Below are 24,385 nucleotides of genomic sequence, written 5' to 3'. Positions count from 1 at the left end.
CAGTTGAGAAAAGATATGGTATAATTTCTCAATATTTTATTTTAATATGAATAGTAATCACGAAGATGCAAGTAATTTTGACGCTATATTATCAAAAGCTGTAGGTGAAATTGAAAATTATAATGCTGGAAAGTCATCATCTAATAGTAATGTAGGCAATGTTTTTAGTTATACTGAAACGATATTGCACATAAAGCAACAACAGCAACAACAAGTGCAGAATAATCAATTTCAAGATCAAGATTATAGCGATTTAGTTCCAGATGAAGATGTTGTTGCAGATATGGACACTACAATACAAGCACAACAACCTACATCGCAAATACAAAATTTGCAAGCAGTACAACAACAAGTTCAGAATAATCAATCTGTAGCTCAAGTATTGGCAAACATTCACAATCATTCTTTAGTAAATCAAGGCAATAAGTCACCAAATTGCAGAGGTCATTGATTAAAATATGAGCAGAGGTGCGAGATTTTACAGTTTTTGCAGTCTGGTTTTTTAGCTTTACAAACATATCTACCGTGTAGAATTAGTAGATGGTGGGTATGTTTTTTAAGGCTATGGGAGTTAATTTGAAGAAGGAATTTTTCTGCATCCTCGGGTTTAGTAAAGTTTGCATTAAAGATGCGATTTGTAAGGCGGAAAACGTGTGTATCTACGGCTATAGTTGGTTTATCAAGGGCGACGTTTAGGAAGACATTTGCGGTTTTTCTGCCAACGCCTGGAAGTTTCATGAGGTCTTCAAGGGTATTTGGGATGGATTGCATTTGGTTTAGGATATGGGCTGTTTTGATGATATTTTGGGCTTTAGTATTATAGTAATTTAGGATTTTAATGTGTAGTTTTAGTTCATCTATACCAAGATTTATTAGGTCTTGCGGGGTATTAATGAGTTTAAAGAGGGTATTTGTTGCTATATTTACCATTTTATCTGTTGTTTGAGCGGAAAGGATTATTGCGATCAAAAGGGTAAAGTGGTTTGTATAGTGAAGTTCTGTTTGAGGGTTTGGAAAGGATTTAATGAGGATTTTAGATATTTCTTTGAGTTTTAGGATATTAGTCATGATTATGTAGATTTTTTAGTCAAATATTTCTGGCAATTGGTTATCTGTTGCTTTTGGCATACCGGGGGTTGAGAAGACATTAGCTTGTATTTGCGCTGCGTGGATTGAATTCCATTTATCATCATGAGGAAGATAGTATTTATAGACGAGGATATCGAATGAGTCTACTGTTTTTAGGCTTGAGACTGTAGTTGCGCTACGCATTGATTGGTCTATTGGTTTAAAGGGTTCTTGGCGAAAGGGCAGGAGGTTTGTTATTCGAAGGTCAGTTGGGGGCATCATATTACCTTTACCGATTGGTTTATTCATAAAGCCTGACATTGGAAGGTAAGGGCCTTGGCAGGATGCAAGCAGGAGTAATGTTATGATTTTTTTCATATGAAGAAAAAGTTTTTGCATTATAGCTGATTTTTAAGTAAAATGCAAGTTATTTTTTTTGATCATCGGAATCTGAGAGACCTTTTTTAAAGTTTTTTATACCTTTACCTATTTCACCCATTACTATTGGAAGTTTACCTGCGCCAAAGAGTATTAGAACAAGGATAATTATGAGGACAAGTTGCCAGATTCCTATTGACATATTATTGCATTTATTTTGTATATTATGGGGATATATTATTTAATAATCAAGCATTTTTATTTTAAACACCCGCAAAAACAAACACATTTCCTGCAAAAAGCGTTGGTTGCATGTTGTTGTGGGATTGTCCGCCACCTGCACTACCTGTGTTTGTTACTTGAGGATATCCGCCATAATTGCCACCAGCGGCAACTGCATATCCAGTAGAAAAAGCACCATTTGAATGTGAATGTGATGGCATTTCATTTACTGTTAGAGTGTGGGTTTCAGCGCCAACTTTCTGTCCAAGAGTGCGGTTTGTAAGTCCTGAACCCTGACCTATTGCGGCAAAGGTGCGACCGCGGAAGTCTGGGAGGTTGAAAGTTAAAGTGCCGTCACCTGCACCGAAATTTGTTCCAAGAAGTGCAAAAAGCTCAGAATATGTGGTGCGTGAAACGGCTTGTCCATTGCACAAAAGCCAAGAGTTGTGGTTTGCGGTTTGGGCGGAGTTTTTGTAGTCGCCAACGATAAAAGATGAAGCGGATGAGGATGATGAGGAATTTGATGAAATATAGGATTTTATTTTATCAATTGACCAAGTTTTTGATGTAGAGGTTGAGAGGGTATCTGCAAGAATTGATGCTATGAGGGTTTGGACATCTGATAGCATTTGGTAGTTTTTATCGTTTGTAAATGCAGAGATATTAGTTGGGATTTGTGGGATTGAGGGTTTATTAGTCAAGTCGTTATAAGAGCCTGTTGTTGCGACGGTTGAAAGGGTTGGTTTATTAAGGATTTGAGATATGCCTGAGGTTGAGTTCCAGTCTGAGTTGACTTGTGGTGATGGGATTGAGGGTTTATTTTTGATGAAGTCTGGGGAGGTTGATGTTGTTTGGTTCCAGTCGGATTGGATTTGAGAGGTGGTTGTGCCGCTTGAGGTAATTGTTGGTTTATCGGTTAAATCATTATAAGAGCCTGTTGTTGCGACTTTTGCAAGTCCGAGATTTGTTTTAGCTGCGTCTTTATCTGAAAGCTCAAGCAAGTTGTTGGTTTTGTAAAGGACATCTGAGGAATTTGCTTTTGAGTTTAGTGCTGTTTCTATTTCTGTTTTTGAGTATACATTTAGGTTATTTCTAGCTATTGATTTATCTGGCAGATCTTGAAGATTACTTGATTTTTTCATTGCGCCAAGGTTTGCAAGTGCGGTATCTTTATCGGAAAGTTCAAGGAGGTTATTGGTTTTGTAGAGGACATCTGAGGAATTTGCTTTTTTATCAAGCTCTATTTGCGTTGCAGTGGAGACTGGTTTATTTGCATCGCTTGTGTTATCGACATTTGAGAATATGTCATTTTGAAGGTTGCTTAGTTTAGATGGGATGGTTGGTTTATTTTTGATGAAGTCTGGGGAGGTTGATGTTGTTTGATTCCAGTCGGATTGGATTTGAGATGATGAGCCGGATTGGTTATTTGTGTTATTTTGTGATGCATTGGAAACGATTTTCCATGTGTTGTTTGTGTATACATAGTGGGCAAGTTCCGAGACTACAAAGAATGTCATATTTTCTTGTGGGGCGATGAATTTAAAGCCAAAGTTTACGTGGTATATGCAGATGTTATTTGCTTTAGAGGAAAGGGCATTATCTGGGGTATTTGAGACTATGAAGGCTGTGCCGTTATCGAGGGTTTCGGTTGGCAGGGTTGTGATTATTTTTGCAACTTTACACACTGCAAGGGAGTCTATTATTATGTTATTTTCGTTTATTATTGTCTCTTTAGCGGATTGATTTTGAGCGATTTGAGAAAGGTTCATGTTTTTTGTTTTCATACAAATGGAAAATTTGTGTTTTATGTATGAAGGGTTTTTATTTCTGGAAGCATTTTTTTAGAAGGTGTGAGTATTGGTTTATTGTATGGGGTTTTAGGATGGTTTATTAATTAAAAAGTGATTTAATTTTATTGATAAAATTATTAGTTTTAGGGTTCATTTTATCATCTATTGAGCGATCGAGTTCTTCTACTATGCGTTTTTGGTCTTTAGAGAGGTTAATTGGGGTTTCGATTTTTATGTAGATGAATAGGTCGCCAAAGTTATTAGAGTTATAGCGTGGCATACCTTTAGATGAAACTTTTATTCTATCGCCATTTTGGATACCTTCTGAGATATTTAGTTTATGTATTGTGCCGTCTATTAGTGGTATTGCTATTTCGCCACCAAGGATTGCACGAGTGAATTTAACGGGTATATCGCATATTAGATTATCGCCGTCACGTCTGAAGAAGTCATCTTCTGTGATTTTAATAGCAACGAAAAGGTCACCTGATTGGCCACCGCGAATACCTGCTTCACCTGATTGTGAAACGCGTATATTATCTGAGTCAGACACGCCACGAGGGATATCTACTGTGATGTTAAATTCCTTTTCTTTTCTACCTGAGCCTTTACAAGAGCGGCAAGGGTTTTTAATCATTATACCGTCTCCACGGCATTTTGGGCAGGTATTTTCGACGATGAAGAAGCCTTGTTGATAGCGGATTGTTCCTGCGCCATTACATTCGTTACATGTTATTACGCCTTCGCCGCCTTTACCGTTACATTGGTCGCATTTACCAAGGGCTTTAAAGGAGATATTTTTTTTAATACCAAGGTATGCTTCTTTTAGTGTTAGTTTTACTGTATAGCGGAGGTCTGAGCCCTTTTGTCTTCCATCGCTGCGTTCTCTACGGGAGCGGGATGATGCGCCGCCGAACATGCTGTTTATATCTTCGAATATATCTTCAAATCCTGAGAAGCCTTGGTTAAATCCGCCGCTAAAGCCGCCTTGACCGCCAAATCCACCGTTTTGTCCGCTTGAGCCGAATCTATCGTAGTTTTGGCGTTTATTTGGGTCACCGAGTGTATCATATGCTTCGTTAATTTCCTTCATTTTTTTTTCTGATTCCTCTTTTTTATCTTGATTTCTATCTGGGTGATATTTAATTGCCATTTTTTTATAGGCTGCTTTTATTTCATCTTGTGTTGCTGTTTTTGAGATGCCAAGTGTATCGTAGAAGTCTTTTGCCATATAGTTATATTATGATTGCGTTATTAATATATTCATATTTTATATATTTTCAAGACCTGAGAGTTTATAAAATAATTCGAGCATTTTTTCTTTATTCATTTTTTCGTGATATTGTTTATTGTTTATTTGTATTACTGGTGCTGCGTTACATGCGCCAAGGCATTCTACTTTAGAGAAGGAAAATTTACCATTTGGAGATATTGTATTTTCTTTAACGCCTGTGAGTTTTTCAATGGTGGCAAGGATGTCTTTTGAGCCAACAAGGGAGCATGGGACGGTATTGCATATTTGTATGTGATTAGCGCCGACATTTTCAAGGTTATACATTGTATAGAAGGTTGCGACTTCGTAGACTTGTATTACGGGGATAGAAAGGAGTTGTGCGACATATTCTATTTTATCTTTAGAAAGGATATTATCGCCATCTTGTTCTTGAGCAAGCCAAAGGAATGGCATTATTGCGGAGCGTTTTTTATCTGATGGGTATTTTGCAAGGATTTCTTGTGATTTTTGATGGTTTTCTTGGTTAAATTGGAACATAGTTATAAAATACGTGAGTGAATGTATTTGGCGAATTCGATTAGAACTGTTGCTTTTTTAGACTCGAATATTGACATCATATCTATTGCTTGATTAATGAGGATTTGAGCTTCATTTTTAGCTTGATCTACACCAACTATTGAGACGATATTACTTTGGTCTTTCTTTTTAGTTGAGTCTTCTATACAGTCGTGTATATCGTCGATTATTTGGAATGCTGCGCCGATACTTTGGGAGTAAAGGGTGATGTGCCGTGCGTGGTTTTTTGATATTTTTTTAGCTGCAAGGGCAATTGGTATTTCGCAGCATACTTTAAAGAGTGCGCCTGTTTTCATTGCGTTCATGCGCATTGCTTCTTGGATATTATTTGGTGATGATGTTATATCGATGAATTGACCGCCGATTAGACCTTTTGTAGAGGCTGCATTTGCGATTATATTGATAATTTGCAGTTGTATTGTTGGGTCGATTGGGTCATTTATTTCTGATGCTATTTGGAAAGCTTTTGTAAGGAGGGCATCGCCTGTGAGGATTGCTGTAGCTTCGTCAAATGCTTTATGGCATGTTGGTTTACCTCTACGATAGTCATCATTATCGAGGGCTGGAAGGTCATCATGAACGAGAGAGTAGCAGTGTATTAGTTCTACGATTGAGGCGTATTTAATTGAAATATCTCTATTTATTTCAAGAAGGTCTGAGGTTGCAACTAGAAGGAATGGGCGAAATCTTTTTGCATCTGGGGCAAGAACGGAGTATTGCATTGCATTTAGGAGTTTTGCGATGGGGTCATTTTCGTCAAATGCAAGGGTTTTAGAGAGTTGTTGATTTATTCGCGTTGCACAGTCTGAGATATATTTTTGAAGGGCTGTGAAGTCTTTTTGCATAAAGAGGTTAATATAATTAGAGGGATTGTTGTAATTAATGTTTTAAAAATCAAGAGATTTTTTTTATTTAAAGTTATGATATTGTTTTTGTTGTATTGTAAAAAAGTCTTGATTTTTATTTTAATGGATTTTAGAGATAAGAGAACCTCTCTCTTTTTATGCCAAAAAATATTAAAAATAAAAATAAGGATGTAAGAAGTAATGTTATTTCGGGGGCAAAGTTTAATTTTCAGGGCAATGGAATGAAGGATGTAGCGCTTGACAAGATGAAGGCTGAGCAGAAGATGATAAACAACATAAAGAAGATAATTCAGGAAAGTGATATAAAGAATAGGAAGAAGGGTGATGCAGAGGGTATTAATAAGGTAAAGGATAAGATGGAAGTTAGTGAAAAGAAGAAAGATGTTATTGTTGAGAAGAAGGTAAGTACGGAGGTTATGAAGGATGAAGTAGGTGTAGTTCGTGAGGAGCAAAAGAGGGATATTACTGGAGGAAGGGATGAGGGGATGTTTACAGAGATGGAGCTTAGGGCAAACAAGGATATAGAGGATTTTATTGAGTATATTGAGAGCCAGTCTAATCCAAAGAAGATATCGATGATAAAGTATTTAAAGCCGTTACTGAAGATAGGAAAAGAGGTTGGATATGTGACGTATTTAGATGTATCGGAGCAGTTACCGTCGAGGATTAGTGCTGAAGTTGCTGAGGATTTAGTTAATTTACTTGAAGAGGCAAGGATTGATGTAGTGGGGAATATTGAGGATTTAGAGAGCAAGTTTTCAAATGACAAGAGATTTGATGGGAAGGAGAAGGATGTATTTATAGACGATTCTTTAAAGGCATACATGAGCCAGATAGGAAAGTCATCGTTACTTACAAAGGATGAGGAGACGGAGATTGCAAAGAGGATAGAGGTTGGAAACAAGATGATAATGATGTCATTTTGTACAAGTGCGATTGGGATGAATGAGATAATAAATTTATATGATGATATAAATAACAATAAGATACAGTTAAGAGAGGCGATAGATGTTGATAGTTTATACACTACGGAGTATAAGGATAGTATTATAATTGAGAGTGATGAGGCTGGTGTGCCGAATTCATCGACTGTAATGCAAAACAGGATATCATATTTAAGGTCAAGGTCATCTGAGTATTCTGGTGATGGAGGTGATGAGGATGAGGATATTGAGGAGTTTTCTGACGAGCCTATCATTTCTATTGCATCGATGGAGGTAGCGCTAAGGCCAAAGGTATTGGATATATTAGGAAATGTATCTGATATATGCTTAAAGTTATTGAGGTTACAAAAGGATAATTTACACAATATTGCTATTGACAAGGAAAAGTATGAGAAGTTAGTAAATGATGTATTTAACGGTGTATATTCTGTGAAGTTACATCAGAATATTATTACTGCGATAATAGCTAAGCAAAACGAGGCGTATAAAAAGTTAATAGATCTTGAGGCAAGGTTATTGAGTATATGTGATAAGTATAAGGTAAGCAGAAAGGAGTTTTTAGAGGTATATTCTGGAAATGAGATGACTGACGATTTAATATTATTATTAAAGAGCAGTAAGTATGGGGGAAGTGATGGTATAAAGGAGATGATAAGTGAGGTTGAAAGTGATATAGTTACGATACAAAAGGAGATAGTTGTATTGATTAAGAGAAGCATATTAATGAAGGTAAATGAGTTTAAGAGAAGTGCGATTGAGACGGAGAAATATCAAAGAGACACGATGAAGGCGAAGTCCGAGATGGTGCAGTCTAATTTAAGGCTTGTTGTATCGATAGTGAAGAATTATGCAAACAGAGGTATACCATTAGTTGATTTAATACAGGAGGGAAATATTGGTTTAATTCGTGCTGTTGATAAGTTTGAGTATAGAAAGGGGTATAAGTTTTCAACATATGCAACATGGTGGATAAAGCAGGCTGCAAGCAGGGCCATTTCTGATCATGGGAAGGTTATAAGGATTCCGGCGCACATTTCTGAGTTAATTGGGAAGATTAACAAAACATCAAGAGATATGGTAAAAAGGCTTGGAAGGGAGCCGTCGCAAAAGGAGTTAGCAAACGAGCTTGCGATGCCGCTTGTGAAGATTAAGAAGATAATGAGGATTGCGAAAGATCCGATAAGTTTGGATGCGCCTATGGGAGATGGTGGGGGTGTATTTGGTGACACGATAGAAAATGACAATGTTGCATCGCCGCTTGACGCTGCAGAGTATGAGAATTTAAGGTCTGTGACAAATGCATCACTTGCAAGTTTATCGCCGAGAGAGGAAAGGGTACTTAGAACAAGGTTTGGGATTGGTCTTAATTCTGATAGCACGCTTGAGGAGGTTGGTCAGCAGTTTAATGTTACGAGAGAGAGAATTCGTCAGATTGAGGCGAAGGCGCTGAGGAAGTTACAGCATCCGACGAGGTCTAACAAGTTTAAGCCTTTTGCAACCAAGGGTTCTAGTGGTGGATGATTTTGTATGATTATGATAAGATTTTTAGAGAGGCTAGATGGGTTTAGATTGAAGGTTTTAGTGTTGTTAATATTTATAGCGCCGTTTGCAACTTCTTTTATTTTAGAGCATTTTTTATCGTTAATACCGTGTATTTTATGTATTGCGGAAAGATGGATGCATTTTATTAGTTTTTTATTTGCGGGTTTATTTATTAGATATAGTGGGGGAAAGTATAGTTTATTAGTGGTTTTGATGTGTATTGGTATAAATTTTGGTGTAACGGTATATCATATTGGTGTTGAGTATGGCATTTTTGAGTCAAGTTGTGATGATTTTAGCATAGAGAATATATATAGTGTAAGTGTAAAATGTTCGATTGCAAAGTATTTTTTAGGTGTGAAGTTGACTTTTTGGAACATTTTATATTGCATTTTTGAATTTTTTACAATTTTTTTATATAAAAGCTTGACTATAAAAAAATAGGTTTTAGGGTAATATAAATATAATACAGATATGAAGTCAAATGTATCGAAAAATGCACGTACGGATCGTAAAAAAGCCGAGAACAAAAAGTACAAGGGAAGAGACATTGTTCCTGCGCGTATTATTTTACAAGGTAAGAGAAATGGTTTTATGGGTGCATGTTTTGCGGGCACAACTGAGATAGTTTCATTTGAAGGCAAGCCGTTACCGTGGAGTGTTATTATTGGAACTTCGAGATCTGAATCTAATCCAAGCTAATGGAGTCTTCTTATAATGCACTATTTTCTGACATATCTGGTTCTCTTATTTCTATTGAGAAGATTTTAAGGGTAAGGGATGTTCAGGCTGAGATAGTTTGTATTGAGGGCGAAATTGAGAAGTCTTGGCAGGATCATGTATTATTTGCAAAGCTTTCGCAGAGAAAAAATTCACTTGAGCGAAAAATAGCAGATTTTATAAGGATAAAGGGAGAATTTGATGCGATAGTTGACCTTGCATCTGTTGCAAGTGAGGCTGAAATTAATGAGTTTACATTTGAGCTTTCAAAATTGCAAAAGCAGGTTGAAAAGATGAAAATAATGAGCAATTTCCAAGGAGAAACCGATATTTGCGGTGCGTTTTTAGAGATAAATTCCGGAGCCGGCGGCACAGATAGCCAAGATTGGGCGCAAATGATGCTTAGAATGTACACAATGTGGGCGGATATTGAGAAATTTAAGTACGAAATAGTTGACAGTTTAGAGGGCGAGGAGGCTGGAATAAAAAGCGTTACTGTGAAAATAACTGGAGATTTCGCATATGGATGGCTAAAAGGCGAGATTGGAGTACACAGATTAGTTCGCATTTCGCCATTTAACAGCAACGACAAGCGCCAAACAAGTTTTGCAAGCGTCTTTGCATACCCGATAATAGACGATAAAATCGAGATAAATATTAGCGAATCTGACATAAAAGTTGACACATATCGAAGCTCAGGGGCAGGTGGGCAACACGTAAATAAAACCGAGTCAGCGGTCAGAATTACGCATATTCCAAGCGGGATTGTTGTTGCATGTCAGGTTCAGAGGTCTCAAGTGCAAAATCGCTCTGAGGCAATGAATATGCTAAAATCTAGGCTCTATGAGGAGCAAATGCGTAAAAAAATGGCGGATCAAGACAAGATTAACGAAAGTAAAATGGACATAAGCTTTGGAAGCCAGATTAGAAACTATGTTTTACACCCATATCAGCTTGTAAAAGACACACGCAGCAACTTCGAAACGGCAAACACACGGGCATTTTTAGACGGCGAAATTAAGGAGTGCATGGAAAGCGTTATTGTTGCGATGAGCGAGGATAAATAATTAATTTCATAAACTTTTTACTTGATATAATCTAGTTTTATTAGAAATTTAAAAATAGTTTACTTATATTGTCGCGAAAAAGCCTTTTCAATACTGGATTTCGAAACGGCAAACACACGGGCATTTTTAGACGGGCAAATTAAGGAGTGCATGGAAAGCGTTATTGTGGCGATGAGCACTGGTAAGTAGTATTTCAATTATTGAAGTATTTTACAAAGATATAAAGCAAGGATTGGCATATAATGAAGATTAGTTATAAAGCCTGGCAACATTATTATTTTTTCAGTATATAGTATTTAGGAATAATTTTGTGAATAATAATTGACTTTAATATTATCAAATCTATAGAAGGTAAAAAATGTTATTATATGAAGAAAATTAAAATACTTTGCTTAGCTGGGGATGGAATTGGCGTTGAGGTGATGCGTGAGGTGAGAAAAATACTAGATTTAATCGCTAGAAAGTGCGGTTTTGAGATGGATATTGAAGATAGTTTAATTGGCGGCATTGCAATTGACAAAGAGGGCTTGCCGGTTTCAGATGCAACTATTGAAAAGGGGAAAAATGTTGATTTTGTATTACTTGGCGCGGTTGGCGGCCCAAAGTGGGACGGGCTTGAGACTCATCTTCGCCCAGAAGCTGGCTTGCTCAAGATTAGAAAAGACTTGAATTTATTTGCAAATCTAAGGCCTATAGTGGTTTTTGACGAGCTTGCAGATGCGTCTCCGCTTAAAAAAGAGTATATTTCCGGGCTTAATTTAATGATAGTGCGTGAGCTTGTTGGCGGGCTTTATTTTGGGCAGCCGCGTGGAATTGAGGAAAAAGAGGGGCAGAGATACGGATTTAATACGCTTGCATATAAGGAATCTGAGATTGCAAGGATTGTAAATGTGGCGTTTGATTTGGCCGAGAAGCGAGGCAAAAAGGTATGCTCTGTTGACAAGGCGAATGTTTTAGCGTCTATGAAATTATGGCGTGATGTAGCGGAAAACATTGGGAAAAGCCGCGGGGACATTGAGCTTTCGCACATGTATGTTGATGCCATGGCTATGGAGCTTGTGAAATGCCCGAAGAAATATGATGTTTTAGTAATGGAGAACATGTTTGGGGATATATTATCGGATCTTGGCTCGCAGCTGACGGGGTCGATTGGAATGCTTGGGTCTGCGTCACTTGGCGAGTTGAATGGGAAGAAAACGGCACTTTATGAGCCTGTGCATGGGTCTGCGCCTGACATTGCGGGCAGAGATTTAGCAAATCCAATTGCGATGATTTCATCGCTTGCCATGGCGTTTAAGTATTCAATAAACGAGGGCGAGATTGCAGATAAAATTGACGAGGCTATAAAGGCAACTTTAAAAACGCACAGAACTGGGGATATTAAGGGCGAAAATTGCACTTTAGTTGGAACATCCGCAATGGGTGATGAGATATGCAAAAATCTGGAGAAGTTGCTGTAGTTATGCGGTTTTTATATAGGATTTAGCATTTATTAATAGCAAATTTCTTGGGTCGGATGTAGTATTTAGCATGGGTGATGAGATATGCAAAAATCTGGATAGGTTATGGCAATTTGTCTAAATTTTATTACTAGAATTTAGGTTTATTTGTAGTGAGTTTATTTAAATACGAAGGTCTAATATTATGTGTATTATCTGAAAATTTTATTATAGCGTCTTGATCAATTTGATTATGATTTTCACTATTTTCCAAGGCATCAGATTGGTTAAAATCATTGTCTTCATCGGCGTTATTGTGATTAGAATTATAGTTACATGGTGATGAGAATTGTTTATGGCAAGATTGTTGATTTTTTATGTTTTGCTGTAGTTCGTGCATTATTTTTTCTTTTTTATTATTAATTTTATAGCTAAGTTGCTGGTTTCTATCTGATATTTGTTGCAATTTTTTTAAAGTATCAAGCAATATCATGCGGCTTTGTCTAAAGTTATTTTTTATTTCCTCTATACTTTGTTTTTTCTTAAATGGCGTTGGAAATTGTATGACATTATTTGGTATAGTAACAGATGATGGATTTGAGAAATATTCTCGTGCTATTCTAAGACGATTAGCTGAGAGGCCTGAGAAGGCATTGCGTATTCTAGTGCTACCTGATACATTGTTTAAATAGTTTGTAAAATTTATTACTGTCATAAAAAAGACTTTAAAATTAGCTCTATAACGACATTATAAAACTATTATTTTTTTTTGCAAGCTTTTTTAATTAATTTTTATGGGAGAATAGATTTTTGATTGTTTTTCTTTAAAACAACTTGTAGATAATGGTTTACGCTGCTATTATACTTTCCCGGAATTTGGATTAGTAGGAATATTATTGCTTATAACCTCTGACATATTATCTAAGAAACCATACCATTTAAATCATTATGAAGCTTTATGACAGAAGAACGATGAGATTGTTGTAAGATAGGCGGATTCTGTTTATTTAACTTACTGTTATCAGGATCGGTAATGATGCCACTGGTTTCTTCGTTGAAAATACTGTTGTTTAGTTGATCATTGATTTGTGGTTGCAGTGATGGGTCTGTATTGTATATTGTGCTATGGGTATATATTTTTTGATATTCTTTGTCATATTTATTAATTTTTCTCTCAATGTATGAGTAATATTCTTGTGCTGCAACTTGTTTTGGTTTATTCACTGCAGCATCATATATTTTTTCTTTTGATGCTGATTGTCCAAAGAAAATACCTTCTAAGTGTTGATGTCCAGACATTATTTTTTTAATTTCTATTGCAATTTTATCATATCTGGTATTATCATACCGTTTACGTCCTTTTTCTATACATTGATGTATTTTCCTTCTGTCTTCTTTGGGAATTGTGTTATAAAGTAGAGATCTAAAGTATTTATCTGATCTTATCATTCTTACTATTTCTGCTCTATCAATAGATTCTTTTTGTATTAGTGTTTTGATAGCGGATTGTATCTTTGGGGTCATGTTATAGCCAGGTAATCGTTGCAATGCCTGTTTTATCTTATTATCTGAATCTGTTGCATTATTCAATATACTATCTGAATCTGTTGCATTATTCAATATACAAAGAAGTATTTCTGTAACTCTTTGGTTTGTTTGATTCATATTTATTTTATGCTTTGGTTTTTGCTGGTTTTTGTTTGCTGGTTTTTGTTTGCTGGTTTTTGTTTGTTGTTTTTTGTTTGCTGGTTTTTGATTTTTTAGGAAGTTTTGATTCCACTGAGTTTCAATTGAATTTACAAGATCTTCTGTTATTGCAACTTCTTTGTTTTTGATGCTACGTATCATTTCATTTTCAGAAATTTTGTGTTGATTTTCTTTAGCGATATTTAATATTGCATTGTGATTATTAGTAAAGAGTTTTCTAAAGAAGATAGATATTTTATTAAAGAAGATTGTTATTGCATTTGCGATATATGTCATCCATACTTTAAAACCTAGTGCAAATTGTGCTTTTTTAAGTTTGAAATTTCCGTAATATTGTCTGCATTTATTAAATACACCTGTTTTGTTACTAATTAATTTTAGATTTTTTGCTGCCTCTTCTACTGCATTATGAGATGATTGAATACTTTGCGAAAGAGTAGAGAATGCTTTGTATTTTAATCTTTGATAATTTATTATAGATTCCAATGTTTCTGGTGATTGTATATTAAGTGCATTGTATATCAATGTTGCAATTTCTTTAGATTGATATTCAGGTTTTAGAGTGTATTGAGGAGGGTTTTGTGGATTGTCGTGGTTGCTATTACTTATTGTTAATAGTAAGTTGTGGATGCGTTCTTTGGGAGTATGTTTATTCTGTTGATTTTGTTGTTGATAATGTGAAATTTCAGTATTTATTATTGTATTAGCTGCATTTAATGCGTCTGGTTGAGTTTTAAATTTGCGGAATACTTCTGAGATTTTATTGTCAGGAATTATTATATTTATATTAGAAGGTTTTGTAGGAGGTTTAGATTGTGAACTTTTGTGAATTTGTTTGAAGATATTCTCAAGAAGTGCTGTTAGGTTGTTGAGCTTAACACTTTGGTTGCCTTGTTTATATTTGTTGTCTAGTTCATTTAGATGATTATTAAAATGTTGAAGTCTTTCATTTGAAAGGTATAAAGCTATATCTTTGCTTTTTAATACTTGTTTTATTTTTTGTAATAAAGCCCAAACATATGCATCTTCAAAAGAGCGTATATTATCTGGAAGGGTATCTTTTAGTTCTGATGGATCAATAATGAAGTCTTTTTCTGGTATGTATGCGCTTAATTCTGTACATAAATTTCTTGCGATTTCGATTTGTGTGTTTAGTTTTCCGCTAAAGAATGCAGAGGCTTGATATTTTAGTGGAACATTATAAAATGGGTCTATTTCTGTTTGATCTGGTAATTTAAATTGCTGATCATTTGTCTGCTGACTTTGCTGTTGCGACTGATCTTCTGGAGGATTGTATTGAATATCGGGTAATTTTAATATAGTATCTTCAATATTATCAATGTTTTTAATGAGTTTATCGTGAAGAATGCGGTGTCTTTCTTGTGCAGCATCATCATCATCTTTTATAGAAGTATTCTGTTCTTGTGCATTGATCTGTATAGTGTCAAAGCCATTGATACATTTTTCTTTTTCTTGAATTGATTTTAAGTCTTGTTGATTTTTATCTTCCTTTTCTTGTATTTGATGTTGCAATTGGGCTATTTTTTCTTGTTTTTCTTTTATTCTTTTATTATTTGCTGCTTTTTTTTGTAATTTTTTATGTAATACAGAGTATGCATTAAGGCTTCTTGAAAATGCATTAAGGCTTTTTGAAAAGATCTCTACTATTGCATCTTTTTGACTTTGTGTCATTTGGGGGGGGTGGTTGTCACCTGTATTCGGTTCCAAAGATTTGATTTCCTCACATTTGCTCTTAATTTCTATGAGAAATTTGACAGAAAAATTTCCCTTTATCGCAATACCGTCTATAACATGAATAATATCTTGCATGAATTGTATGCAAGATTGCAAATTATCTTCTTTTTCTCTTTTTATCCATTGTATTATATCATCAAATTGTTTTATTATAAGTTTCTGGATTTTTTCATGATCGGTTGCGCCATTTATTTCTTCCTGCTCCTGATTTTCTATCTGGGGATTTGAGTCTTCGTTGTTGCCATCTTGAGATTCTTTGTTAAGATCACCAAAAGAAGCGTCCATGTTTTGGTTGTTTTGGTCGTCTTGTTTGTTGTCTTGTTTGTCGCCTTGTGGTTTGGTTTTTGTTTGTGGTTTTTTATGAGAAACTATACGTAATGCTGAAGAAAGTTTTTCATTATAAGACGCTATTGTTTGAAGTACATCATGGTAACAACATCTTTGGCTATCAATTATTTCATTCTGTGAGATTTGTGTAATATATTTTTCTTCTCTTTGTAGTCTTTGTAGTTTTAAGTTTAGAAATTCTACTTCATCATAAGAAGTTTGCAGACGAAGTCTTTGAATAAAAATTTCTTGTGTTTGTATGATTGTATCTAATTTTGTATCTAAAATTGGATGATTTTGTTGTTTTAATTGTGTAGCTTGATATATTATATAGTTTGCATTTAAGAAGTCACATTTCTGATACGGGTTCAATTCTGTCAATATATGATTTAGTTTATTCTGATATTTCTTGGCTAAGTATGCTTTAAATTTGGCAGATTGATTTACATGCGCTTCTTTTGGTATGTCTTTATAAATTTCATCCTCTGTAATGCTTTCATCTATTTCATATAGATCAAATAGATTGTTTGGATTTATCCTATATAGAGATGGTAATTCGCCAGATTTCAATAAAGAATTTAATAACTTTTTTTCCTTACCATATTTCAGATATTCTTTGGATAGCAAAGAATTTATTTTTTCGTTTAAGCTTTGTATAAATGGTTCGTCGGATTTAAATCGATAACATTCTGATAGTGTTTCGTGAAATGATTCAATATAAAGACTTTGCAAGCTAGTGTTTAGAGGTTGTAGTTTTGTAATCAAAGATTTTGGTAATTGATATTCTTTGGTCCAATATTCATCTGTCCATTGATATTTCAAGTTAGCTGCTTTACGCTCTTGAATATAATTTATTATCTCCGTTGATGTTATATTATCATATGGCGGCGCATCGATATTAGGACAAAAAGGGTCTTTTGGAGATTCTAGAATAGCTATTGCGTTTTTTATAGAACTTGCTTGGTCTTGTGCATTAACAGTATTTACAATATTCTGAATCATTATTTTTATGGCATACTGAATTATTTTTGGCTCAATTGTGTCGATTATCTGATTTATTCTTTGTATATTAGTTTGTAGATCATTTGGTGTGTTTATACCTGCAAGAACTTGAATAAGATTATAAATTACAGGAGGATTTTCAAAATTGTTTTTCAGTATAATTTTGTTTATGATTGGAAAAATCGTATTATACATCGGAACTTTAGATTGATCATTTGCAATGGAAAAGAGTTTAAGTAAGCTCTCCATTTTTTCTTGTGTTTGTTCAAGTGTGATTTCTGCGGTTATATATTCAAGGTATTCTGTTTCTTTGGCATCACTTGTTATTATTGTTATTTTCTTCTTATCTTGATGTTGTATTAATATTTCCATTAATTCTAATGAAGTATCTGCATAAATTTTAATTTCTTTCGGTTTTTCTGCTTTTGCTTGTTGTAATAATGATTTACATAATGCTATTTCTTCCATTATTTCTGCTTGTGTTTGTTGTAATAATGATTCACATAATGCTATTTTTTCCGTTATTTTTGTTTTTTCTTGTGCTTCTTCGATGCTATTATGCTCTTTTAGACGATCGATTTTCTTTTGCTGGGATGAAATATACAGGTTTATTTTGCTTGGAAGTGTATTATTTAACTGCTCCTGCTGCTCCTGTTGCTCTAGTGGTTGTTGCTGTTGAATATTGAATTGTATCTGACTTTCTGGTTGATCCTGATTGATATTATTTTGCGATTGTATTTGTGATTGTATTTGTGATTGTATTTGTGATGGCCGCTGCCCTCCTCCTTGGGGAATTGCTTGCTGATTGTTTTGCATCACTTCTCCAGTCTGAGGGTTTATTGTTATTTTTTGACCATTTGATATCGTTATAGTGTTGTTTGTAAAATTTCCGGTATATGTTACATTTTGAGCAGCTTGGATGTTTTGAGAACCTTGAATATTTTGAGCAGCTTGAGGAGGAGGTAGTGCGACGGTAAGTGTACCTTGTCCATGTAGTTGATAACTATTATTTACTCTACCTTCGTATGTACTGCCATCTTGGAACGCGATTTTAACATTCTTGCTTGTATCTAGCTTTCCATCTTTATATACGCAGTCGTATTTATTTTTATTTCTTGTTTCCACTCCAGTGCCATGGAATTGATAATTATTATTTACTCTACCTTCGTATGTACTGCCATCTTGGAACGCGATTTTAACATTCTTGCTTGTATCTAGCTTTCCATCTTTATATACGCAGTCGTATGTATTTCCATTTCTTGTTTCCTTTACAGTGTCATGAAAATTTACTGTGTCAGGCTTCACCTTGCCTGTGATTTTTGTTGTTACATTGTTGCCTTGTGTATTGGTTAATGTAATCTCTGTTTGGTTATTAAATCCTTTGCTAGTATAGCCGCATCCTTCATATACTGAAGTTATTTTTTCTGTCTTGTTTCGTGTGGTGATTGTAAGTTTTGTATTTGCATTTGCGTCTACAGCATCATCAGTAAATGTTGTCTCTAGTATTTTTGTGTTATCTTTATCAAGTTTCAATGTTATTGTACCTTCGCCATGTCTTTTGCCATCTGCGTTTATTTTTCCGAGATAAGTAGAGCCATCGGGATATGTTATCTGATAGTCTGTATTTTGATCAGGGTTTAGTGTGATACTGTTGTTTTGTATAGTAAATGGAACATTGTGATATATTCTGCCATATCGAAATGTGATTGTATATTGAAGATATTGATTGTTAGGATCAATGAACGGAAGGCCATCTGTTCCTACTGGCCCTTGGTATATTCTGCCATCATCTTTGAATTTTATTTTAGCAGTAGTATTTGGCACAGGGCATCCATTTGGTTGCAATTTAATTTCAACTGTTCTATTTGGGTTTTCGAAGGTGAATGTATGTGTTCTGTTTCCCCATAGTTTAAATTGTTTATTACGTGTTTTTACACATATCATTGATGTTACAACATTTGTGTTTTGTTGTATTTGAACTTGTTTTGGTGCTTGTTGCTGCTGATTGTTGCCAATTGGTATTTCACTTTCACGTGGCACTTGCTGTTGCGGCGGCTGATAGGCTAATATTGTATTTATTTGCACTTCTGGGTATGTAAAAGCTGCGTCAATTGTTATTGATAGAGGCGGATTTGCATTAGGAATTAAATTGTCACATGTTCCACCAATAAATTTTTTGTTTTTGTATTCTGTATTATTAATTTTTAGCAGACTAGAATTAGTGCTTGGAACGCCATCTTCAAAGTTTCCTTCATATTTAAGGGTAATGTCATTTTTTTGTATTTGTAATACACCAAGACCATCGGGTATATACTCTTTAGTGTTGCTATGATACATTAGCCCACCATCATATTCATAAGTAATGCCTTGTTCATCAGTGTGTGATAATAAGTATGTTGTTTGCGGATTATCATTATTATTAGATTGTATTTGTTGAACAGTAAATAACTTTGCGGGGTTACCAAGATTGATTGCTTTGCCAACATTTTCTTGAGTAAGTATTGTATTTGTATTGTTTAGATTTTCATCTTGTATTAGATTTGGCGGTTGCTGCTGTTGTTGTTGCTGCAGTGCTTGTTGTTGATTGTTGTTCAAGTGTATTTCACTTTCAAGTGGCGGCGGTGCTTGCTGCTGTTGTTCTTCTTCACGTATGCCGCCATTTATAAAATATGTTGTTTTTCTTCCATTGTTGATAAAAATTACATCGCCATTTTCTAATATTTCAGCACTAGCTTCGCCCTGTGTTATTTTATTGTTGGTGATTTTTCCTGAGATAATTGCACCATTTAGTTTGATTTTACCTTTTGTATTATTCTCTATGTTGCCATTTGAAAATTCCCCTTCATATGTTATGCCATTTGGCCATGTCATTTTACCTTTGGCATTTGGCAGATTGTTTGCTGCTATACTGCCACTTGTTTGTGTATAAACCCTGCCGTCTTGGTAGGTTATTGTGTTTTTATCAATAATACAATATTGATAATTATCATTAATCTTAACTAGCTTTATTTTATTTATTTCTTTCGCATTTTTGTTAACAATTGTGTTATTCTGATTTGGTTCTATGTCGCCGTTTTCATTCAATGTGCCACGAAACATAGTTTTATTCCCAAGGAATATTCTGCCAAGGTGTTTTGGAATGTTAGACTGTGCTTTTCCTTGTTGGCCTTGATAGTCAAGTTTAATGAAATATGGTGATAGAGTTGGTGCTCTGTTGCGAGTATTACCTGGCATTATTGTGGTTTTAGTTGTTACAGATGTACGGTTTGTCGATGATTTGCCATAGTCTATTTTGTTTACATGATGATTAATAGCTACGCCATTTTGAAATGTCGCTTCGTATTTATAGTATTCCGTTGTATTATTATTGTATGTTGCCTCGTAAGTGAATGTACCTTTTCCATGAGGCAAGCCACCTGAAAACTCTCCATGATATATTGAGCCATCTGGCCATGTCATTTTACCTTGACCTTCTGGCTGGCCGGTTTGTGGATTAACTTGACCAGAGTATGTTGTACCATTGGGGAAGTCGATTTTTTGATTATCTATTAATTGATTGAATTGAATATTAATCTGACTTTGATCCATACAACCCTAAATAGCAACAGCAAACATAAGACCGTATAAAAAAAAATAAAAAAGTCAAGAAAAAAGTTGAAAATTATTTTTTATAAGTGAAAATGCATCAACTTTATTTTTATTAATGCTTGAAAAGATTATATCAGCTGTTGAGAAATTCAATGAAATTGGGATGTCTATCTTTTGGCACAATGTGAATTTTTTTAGTGAAACGAATGTTCCTGCTATACTCTTACTTGGGTTTATCGGGTGCATGTATTTCATGTTTAGGTTGCGTCTTAATTGTATAACGCATTTTGTGCATGGGTTTCGGTTATTACTTGGAAGTGGCGGGCATGGGTCAACTTCTAAGCCTGAGGAAAAGCAGAGTATTTCGTCATTTCGGGCGTTATTTACATCTATTGCAGGGGCTGCGGGTCTTGGAAACATTGCGGGCATTGCAATTGGGGTTTCAATTGGTGGGCCGGGTGTTGTATTTTGGATATTAGTTGCGTCAATTATATGTATGCCACTTCGTTTTGCTGAGGTATATCTTGGGCATAAGTATAGAAGGCTTGAAAATGGAGAGCATCAGGGCGGGCCGTATTGGTATATGAAATATGGGCTTGAAAAGCTTGGGCTTGGAAGATTTGGGTCATTTTTGGCAATGAGTTATGGTATAATTTTAATAGTATCGGCATATGGGGGGCCATCATCATTTCAGACAAATCAAGCTGTTAAGGTATTTGCTGAGTCTTTTAATTTACCTGAGTATGGGCGTTATATTGCATCGGCTGTGCTTTCTGGATTTGTATTTTTCATAACCATTGGTGGCATTCGTCGTGTTGGGCATTATTGCTCTTCTGCTGTGATGTTTTTTATGTCTATATATTTAATATTGTGCATTGCGGTTTTAGGTTATTATCACGACAGGGTATGGGACTGCGTAAAGGTTGTTATGCTATTTGCCTTTAACTATAGTTCATTTTATGGCGGGGTAATTGCTGTCTTTATAATGGCGTTTCAAAGATTACAACTTGCAAATGAGACGGGTTTTGGAACGGCGGCAAGCATTCACTCTAATTCCACGCAGGAAAATTCTGTGAAGGAGGCGTTAATTGCTATGATTTGCCCTGTTATTGATGCGGTTTTTGTGTGTTTTGTAACGGGTGTTATTATAGTTATATCGGGTTCTGCGGCAAAGCAGGGGCTTGAGGGCATTATGGTTGTGCAAGATGCCCTAAAGAGTGTACATCCGCTACTTGGGTACTTTTTAACATTCTCAATACCGCTTGTTGCGATTAATGTTATGATTGCATGGAGTTATTATGGGGTTAAAAATCTTGAGTTTATATTAAAGACGAAGAAATTTTCAGTTGTATATCTTGCAAGTTTTGCGCTTGCCGGTTTTGTTGGTGGGATAATTGACAATTTAAAGATTTTCGTTGATTTTTGCAATGTTTTATCTTTTGCTTTATTGCTTCCAAATGTTATAGCTGTGCTTTTACTTAGAAAAGAGGTATTATCTGCATGGAATGAGTATTCTTTAAATATAAGGTATAAAAATGACAAAAATTAGTAAGAAATACATTTTTTGGGCTGTAATTGCGATATTATTTACCCTGTTTTACATACTTGCGGAAAATGCTGTAAGGCCTTTTGCCGTGAGCTTTATTGTATCGTATTTACTACTTCCTATTGTCAATAAATTTGAAAAGATGAAGTTTAATCGGTCTATTGTAAGCGGTGTTATTGTTTCGATATTGTTTTTTTCGATTATATTTGCATCTTCGATTTTAATACCGTTTTTATATGAAAAGGTAATTTCATTTTTAAACGAGTTTGTTATTACTTCTGACAATTTAAGCCAGCAAAAGATACACAAGCTATCTAATATGTTGCATATTGACGACGATACGGTTGTAAAGTGTAAGGCGTATTTGCAAACGGCTATAACGAAGTTTCAAGAGGATATACTGCATACTTATCCAAAAAAGACGGTAAATTCTATTATAAACATCGTTGCAACAATAGTTGTTATGCCGATTATTACATTTTACATGCTAAAGGATTGGAGGAAGATGGTGACATCGTTTTATATAATGCTTCCGCATAGTGCAAGGGGAAATTGTAGATTGTTAATGCACCAAATTGACACATCTATTTTTGCATATTTGCGAGGGCAGCTGAATGTTTGCCTATTTTTCATGATTTTTTACTCTATTTTACTGCATTTTAGCGGTTTAAATTTAGGGTTTTTACTTGGAATTATGACTGGCGTTATGATATTTATACCATATGTAGGCTTTTTAATTGGCATAGTAATTTGCCTTGTTGTTGCATTTTTACAATTTGGTTTTAATACAAATTTCGTGATTATATCGCTGATTTTTACAGCTGGGCAGATTATAGATGCAAATTACACAACGCCGAAATTCGTTGGGGACAAGGTTGGAATTCATCCGGTTATAATAGTATTTGGGCTTTTCGTTGCAACGAGTTTATTTGGTGTTATTGGTGCGATTTTAGCTCTTCCGATAACTACAACTTCGACGATTTTGTTTAAGTTTTTATTGCAAAAGTATAAGACAAGTCATTATTACGCGTAATGGAGATTTTGCTGTTTATTGAAAATATTATAGAAAAAGTTTCGTCTTTTGGGGATGCAATATTCTTTTTCAATGTAACAGGGGTTGCTCGGTATAAAGTTCCATTTTTAATAGCGTGGATAACGGTTTTCGGCATTTATTGTACTGTGAAATTTAGGTTTATTAATGTTCGATATTTTATAAAAAGCCTTAAAATGATGGCATCAAGCAAGATAGACAATGCGCAAAAAAAGCAGAGAAATTTCTTTAATTTATCAACTTCAAGGCGGATTTTACTCACTGGAATTGGCGAAGCTATTGATGTTTCTGCGATTTTCGGTATAACAACTGCGGTAATTATTGCAGGGCCCGGGGTTTTATTTTGGATGCTAGTTGCGGGGTTTATCAGCATGCCAATTAAGTTTTTAGAGATTTCACTTGGGTGTATTACAAGAAAAATGGACAAGCAAAACCAATGCGTTATTGGCGGCCCGTCAAGGTATATCGAGGTAATGTTTCGGTGCATAAAGCAAAAAAGGCTTGGAAAAATTATCGCCATTGCATTTTCGTTTTGCGTGATGATTTCGACGTTTTTTTCACTACAGATTAATCAAACCATGAATGTTGTTCGCCATATTTTTGACATTTCAGACCTTGCGTCTTTACAAATTACAAGCATTGTAGCGCTGCTTATAATGCTGATTATACTGACTGGTTTTAATTCAATTACAAAGATTAGCAGCAGGATTGTAAAGGTTATGTCGATTTTGTATGTTTTTGTATGTTTTGCGATAGTTGTTGTTAATTTTGAGAATTTTACACACGCAATTTCGCTGATTTTTAGTGAGGCTTTTACATTTCGAGCTGTCGAGGGAAGTATTATTTATGCAAGCATAGTTGGGCTAAAAAGGATTTATTTTTCATGCGACGTAGGGCAGGGGATTTCATCTATTATTCACATCAACACACTAAACAAAAACCCAATACAGGAGGGCATTATTTCGATGTCCGCCGTGACGATTATAACACTAATTTCGGTATTTTGCTCTGGGTTAATTGTTGTTATAACTGGGTCATATTTAAGCAATATTGATAGCATGGGTGCGGTAATTTCCGCTTTTGACACAGTTCATCCGTTTTTAAAATACACATTATTTGCAGTTGTGCCGATGTTTGCCATTACCACTGCGGTTGCATGGGGATATTGCGGGCAAAATGCGTGGAAGAACATTTTTGGCATAAAAACCGTGTATATATATAATTGTTTGCTGTTTGTGGCGTATGTTTTTTGCGGAACAACGAGGGATTTTCGCAAAATTCTTGACATAGCGGACATTTTCAATTTTTCAATCACAGTGCCAAATATTATCGCATTATTTATTGGTGCAAATTTTGTGCAAAAAAGATATAGGAAGTATAGAGATGGGTTATTTTAGATTGCTATTTTATTCAATGTTTTTATAAGGATTGATTTTTTTGCGTGCTTTTAGGGTTTGAGGTTGCAGATATTCTTGCTATAGAGATGGTGATGTCGTTAGTGCTGATTTGGTTTATTTGATGGGGTTTTAGTGCAATTAATTTTAGTTATGTATAGTTGGGCTT

The 24,385-nt window shown here is 35.0% G+C and carries 18 protein-coding genes; 9 read left to right on the top strand and 9 right to left on the bottom strand.

Annotated elements, in window-relative coordinates; all coding sequences use genetic code 11:
- Positions 1 to 46: 46 nt before the first annotated feature.
- Positions 47 to 451: a hypothetical protein gene (locus deia_RS04205; protein WP_146820905.1), complete on the top strand. Its 405-nt coding sequence runs from the start codon at positions 47 to 49 to the stop codon at positions 449 to 451.
- On the opposite strand, the gene nth is transcribed toward deia_RS04205, so the two are convergent.
- From nth to deia_RS04170, 7 genes are all read right to left on the bottom strand, one after another.
- Positions 445 to 1,068, bottom strand: coding sequence for an endonuclease III (gene nth / locus deia_RS04200; RefSeq protein ID WP_146820904.1), 624 nt, complete (start codon positions 1,066 to 1,068; stop codon positions 445 to 447). The genes deia_RS04205 and nth overlap by 7 nt on opposite strands.
- A 15-nt stretch (positions 1,069 to 1,083) precedes the next feature.
- Entirely contained in the window at positions 1,084 to 1,446 is a 363-nt protein-coding gene (locus deia_RS04195; protein WP_146820903.1) for a hypothetical protein, read from the bottom strand.
- Between the two features lie 49 nt (positions 1,447 to 1,495).
- The gene (gene tatA / locus deia_RS04190; protein ID WP_146820902.1) at positions 1,496 to 1,648 is read right to left on the bottom strand and encodes a twin-arginine translocase TatA/TatE family subunit; all 153 of its coding nucleotides are present in this window, start codon (positions 1,646 to 1,648) and stop codon (positions 1,496 to 1,498) included.
- A gap of 61 nt (positions 1,649 to 1,709) precedes the next feature.
- Positions 1,710 to 3,452 carry a phage tail protein gene (locus tag deia_RS04185; protein WP_146820901.1) on the bottom strand — a complete coding sequence of 581 codons (1,743 nt, stop codon included), beginning with the start codon at positions 3,450 to 3,452 and terminating at the stop codon, positions 1,710 to 1,712.
- A 106-nt stretch (positions 3,453 to 3,558) separates the two neighbouring features.
- Positions 3,559 to 4,689 (bottom strand): molecular chaperone DnaJ, encoded by a 1,131-nt coding sequence (dnaJ, locus tag deia_RS04180; protein WP_146820900.1) that lies wholly within the window; start codon positions 4,687 to 4,689, stop codon positions 3,559 to 3,561.
- A gap of 39 nt (positions 4,690 to 4,728) precedes the next feature.
- Complete coding sequence (locus deia_RS04175) at positions 4,729 to 5,229, bottom strand: complex I 24 kDa subunit family protein (RefSeq protein ID WP_146820899.1); 501 nt, start codon at positions 5,227 to 5,229, stop codon at positions 4,729 to 4,731.
- A 2-nt stretch (positions 5,230 to 5,231) separates the two neighbouring features.
- Complete coding sequence (locus tag deia_RS04170; protein WP_146820898.1) at positions 5,232 to 6,113, bottom strand: polyprenyl synthetase family protein; 882 nt, start codon at positions 6,111 to 6,113, stop codon at positions 5,232 to 5,234.
- Positions 6,114 to 6,271: 158 nt separating this feature from the next.
- Here deia_RS04170 and rpoD point away from each other — a divergent pair, with 158 nt between their 5' ends.
- The 5 genes from rpoD (at position 6,272) to leuB (ending at position 11,867) form a co-directional block, all read left to right on the top strand.
- A complete protein-coding gene (gene rpoD / locus deia_RS04165; RefSeq protein ID WP_146820897.1) occupies positions 6,272 to 8,599 on the top strand; it encodes an RNA polymerase sigma factor RpoD in 2,328 nt (775 codons plus the stop codon).
- Between the two features lie 12 nt (positions 8,600 to 8,611).
- A complete protein-coding gene (locus tag deia_RS04160) occupies positions 8,612 to 9,064 on the top strand; it encodes a disulfide bond formation protein B (protein WP_161982861.1) in 453 nt (150 codons plus the stop codon).
- Between the two features lie 30 nt (positions 9,065 to 9,094).
- Positions 9,095 to 9,322 carry a hypothetical protein gene (locus deia_RS04155; protein WP_146820895.1) on the top strand — a complete coding sequence of 76 codons (228 nt, stop codon included), beginning with the start codon at positions 9,095 to 9,097 and terminating at the stop codon, positions 9,320 to 9,322.
- A complete protein-coding gene (prfB, locus tag deia_RS04150) occupies positions 9,322 to 10,407 on the top strand; it encodes a peptide chain release factor 2 (RefSeq protein ID WP_146820894.1) in 1,086 nt (361 codons plus the stop codon). The genes deia_RS04155 and prfB overlap by 1 nt, the downstream gene beginning before the upstream one ends.
- Positions 10,408 to 10,775: 368 nt before the next feature.
- Entirely contained in the window at positions 10,776 to 11,867 is a 1,092-nt protein-coding gene (leuB, locus tag deia_RS04145) for a 3-isopropylmalate dehydrogenase (RefSeq protein ID WP_146820893.1), read from the top strand.
- 130 nt (positions 11,868 to 11,997) lie between these two features.
- Here the strand turns inward: leuB and deia_RS04140 are convergent, their stop codons facing one another.
- Both deia_RS04140 and deia_RS04135 read right to left on the bottom strand, forming a co-directional pair.
- Positions 11,998 to 12,561 (bottom strand): hypothetical protein, encoded by a 564-nt coding sequence (locus tag deia_RS04140; RefSeq protein ID WP_146820892.1) that lies wholly within the window; start codon positions 12,559 to 12,561, stop codon positions 11,998 to 12,000.
- A gap of 206 nt (positions 12,562 to 12,767) precedes the next feature.
- Positions 12,768 to 20,225 (bottom strand): hypothetical protein, encoded by a 7,458-nt coding sequence (locus deia_RS04135; protein WP_146820891.1) that lies wholly within the window; start codon positions 20,223 to 20,225, stop codon positions 12,768 to 12,770.
- Positions 20,226 to 20,340: 115 nt separating this feature from the next.
- On the opposite strand from deia_RS04135, the gene deia_RS04130 reads away from it, so the two are divergent.
- Genes deia_RS04130 through deia_RS04120 form a run of 3 tightly spaced genes read left to right on the top strand, consistent with a single transcriptional unit; the run spans position 20,341 to position 24,219 of the window.
- Positions 20,341 to 21,774, top strand: coding sequence for an alanine/glycine:cation symporter family protein (locus deia_RS04130; protein ID WP_146820890.1), 1,434 nt, complete (start codon positions 20,341 to 20,343; stop codon positions 21,772 to 21,774).
- Complete coding sequence (locus deia_RS04125) at positions 21,761 to 22,804, top strand: AI-2E family transporter (protein WP_146820889.1); 1,044 nt, start codon at positions 21,761 to 21,763, stop codon at positions 22,802 to 22,804. Before deia_RS04130 ends, deia_RS04125 begins: the two co-directional genes overlap by 14 nt.
- Positions 22,804 to 24,219 (top strand): alanine:cation symporter family protein, encoded by a 1,416-nt coding sequence (locus deia_RS04120; RefSeq protein WP_146820888.1) that lies wholly within the window; start codon positions 22,804 to 22,806, stop codon positions 24,217 to 24,219. The genes deia_RS04125 and deia_RS04120 overlap by 1 nt, the downstream gene beginning before the upstream one ends.
- Positions 24,220 to 24,385 lie beyond the last annotated feature (166 nt).

The organism is Candidatus Deianiraea vastatrix, from assembly GCF_007993655.1.
Taxonomy (GTDB): domain Bacteria; phylum Pseudomonadota; class Alphaproteobacteria; order Rickettsiales; family Deianiraeaceae; genus Deianiraea; species Deianiraea vastatrix.
Note: the sequence above shows the minus strand (reverse complement) of the source record. Positions and strands in the feature narration are given on the sequence as shown.

What these genes read in the sequence shown, in the direction of transcription:
- deia_RS04120 (WP_146820888.1), top strand. Translation starts at nt 22,804, where the DNA reads ATGGAGATTTTGCTGTTTATTGAAAATATTATAGAAAAAGTTTCGTCT.
- tatA (WP_146820902.1), bottom strand. Translation starts at nt 1,648, where the DNA reads ATGTCAATAGGAATCTGGCAACTTGTCCTCATAATTATCCTTGTTCTA.
- rpoD (WP_146820897.1), top strand. Translation starts at nt 6,272, where the DNA reads ATGCCAAAAAATATTAAAAATAAAAATAAGGATGTAAGAAGTAATGTT.
- nth (WP_146820904.1), bottom strand. Translation starts at nt 1,068, where the DNA reads ATGACTAATATCCTAAAACTCAAAGAAATATCTAAAATCCTCATTAAA.
- deia_RS04205 (WP_146820905.1), top strand. Translation starts at nt 47, where the DNA reads ATGAATAGTAATCACGAAGATGCAAGTAATTTTGACGCTATATTATCA.
- leuB (WP_146820893.1), top strand. Translation starts at nt 10,776, where the DNA reads ATGAAGAAAATTAAAATACTTTGCTTAGCTGGGGATGGAATTGGCGTT.
- deia_RS04170 (WP_146820898.1), bottom strand. Translation starts at nt 6,113, where the DNA reads ATGCAAAAAGACTTCACAGCCCTTCAAAAATATATCTCAGACTGTGCA.
- deia_RS04130 (WP_146820890.1), top strand. Translation starts at nt 20,341, where the DNA reads ATGCTTGAAAAGATTATATCAGCTGTTGAGAAATTCAATGAAATTGGG.
- deia_RS04185 (WP_146820901.1), bottom strand. Translation starts at nt 3,452, where the DNA reads ATGAAAACAAAAAACATGAACCTTTCTCAAATCGCTCAAAATCAATCC.
- deia_RS04140 (WP_146820892.1), bottom strand. Translation starts at nt 12,561, where the DNA reads ATGACAGTAATAAATTTTACAAACTATTTAAACAATGTATCAGGTAGC.
- deia_RS04135 (WP_146820891.1), bottom strand. Translation starts at nt 20,225, where the DNA reads ATGGATCAAAGTCAGATTAATATTCAATTCAATCAATTAATAGATAAT.
- deia_RS04175 (WP_146820899.1), bottom strand. Translation starts at nt 5,229, where the DNA reads ATGTTCCAATTTAACCAAGAAAACCATCAAAAATCACAAGAAATCCTT.
- deia_RS04155 (WP_146820895.1), top strand. Translation starts at nt 9,095, where the DNA reads ATGAAGTCAAATGTATCGAAAAATGCACGTACGGATCGTAAAAAAGCC.
- deia_RS04125 (WP_146820889.1), top strand. Translation starts at nt 21,761, where the DNA reads ATGACAAAAATTAGTAAGAAATACATTTTTTGGGCTGTAATTGCGATA.
- dnaJ (WP_146820900.1), bottom strand. Translation starts at nt 4,689, where the DNA reads ATGGCAAAAGACTTCTACGATACACTTGGCATCTCAAAAACAGCAACA.
- deia_RS04160 (WP_161982861.1), top strand. Translation starts at nt 8,612, where the DNA reads ATGATAAGATTTTTAGAGAGGCTAGATGGGTTTAGATTGAAGGTTTTA.
- deia_RS04195 (WP_146820903.1), bottom strand. Translation starts at nt 1,446, where the DNA reads ATGAAAAAAATCATAACATTACTCCTGCTTGCATCCTGCCAAGGCCCT.
- prfB (WP_146820894.1), top strand. Translation starts at nt 9,322, where the DNA reads ATGGAGTCTTCTTATAATGCACTATTTTCTGACATATCTGGTTCTCTT.